This window comes from Aeromonas sp. HMWF014, assembly GCF_963878295.1.
Lineage (GTDB): Bacteria > Pseudomonadota > Gammaproteobacteria > Enterobacterales > Aeromonadaceae > Aeromonas > Aeromonas popoffii.
On the sequence record NZ_CAWNYS010000538.1, the window covers coordinates 1,025 to 1,684 of the forward strand.

1 pseudogene is annotated in these 660 nt (G+C 68.3%); it reads left to right on the forward strand.

Annotated features, from left to right (window positions below):
* A pseudogene (locus tag AAC083_RS23405) lies at positions 1–660 on the forward strand (cell division protein FtsX); the annotation flags it as partial.

Here is a 660-nt window from a genome sequence, read left to right on the forward strand (position 1 = left end):
CCAGCTGGCCCAGCTCATCATTCTGGGGCTGCCGCCGAGCAGGCTGCTGCGCTGGCTGGTGCTGGAGCTGCTGATCCTCGCCACCCTGGGCACCTTGCTCGGGTTGGTGCTTGGTAGCCTGTTAGCCCTGACGCTGATGGGGCAACTGACCCAGGCGCTGGCCGACCTTTATGGCCCCAATCCCATCGATCTGCTGCGTCTCTCCCCTCTGGGCCTGCTCAAGGCGCTGGTGATAGGCCTGCTGGGGACCCTTGCCGCCAACCTGCCCGGCTGGTGGCAGCTGCTGCGCCAATCGCCCCTTGCACTGCGCGAAGGCAACAGCCGCCCGCCGCGACATATCTGGCGTCGGCGGGGGCTTGCCATCACCATACTGCTGCTCTGCGCACTGTGCCTCTGGCTGCCACAAACCGGCCTGCCGGGGGCCCTCTTCGTGGCCGGAGGCTGGCTGCTGGCCATGGCGCTCTGGCTGCCCGACGCCTTGCGCTGGCTGCTGGGACGACTGCGCCGCGCCATGGGGGCGCCGGATCGCCACTACCTCTTGACCGCCCGACTCGGGGTGGCCGAGACCCAATACCATCTGGATCGCACCGCCATCGCCGTGATGGCGCTGCAACTGGCCATCGCCGCGGCCATCGGCATAGGGGTCATGGTGTCGAGCTT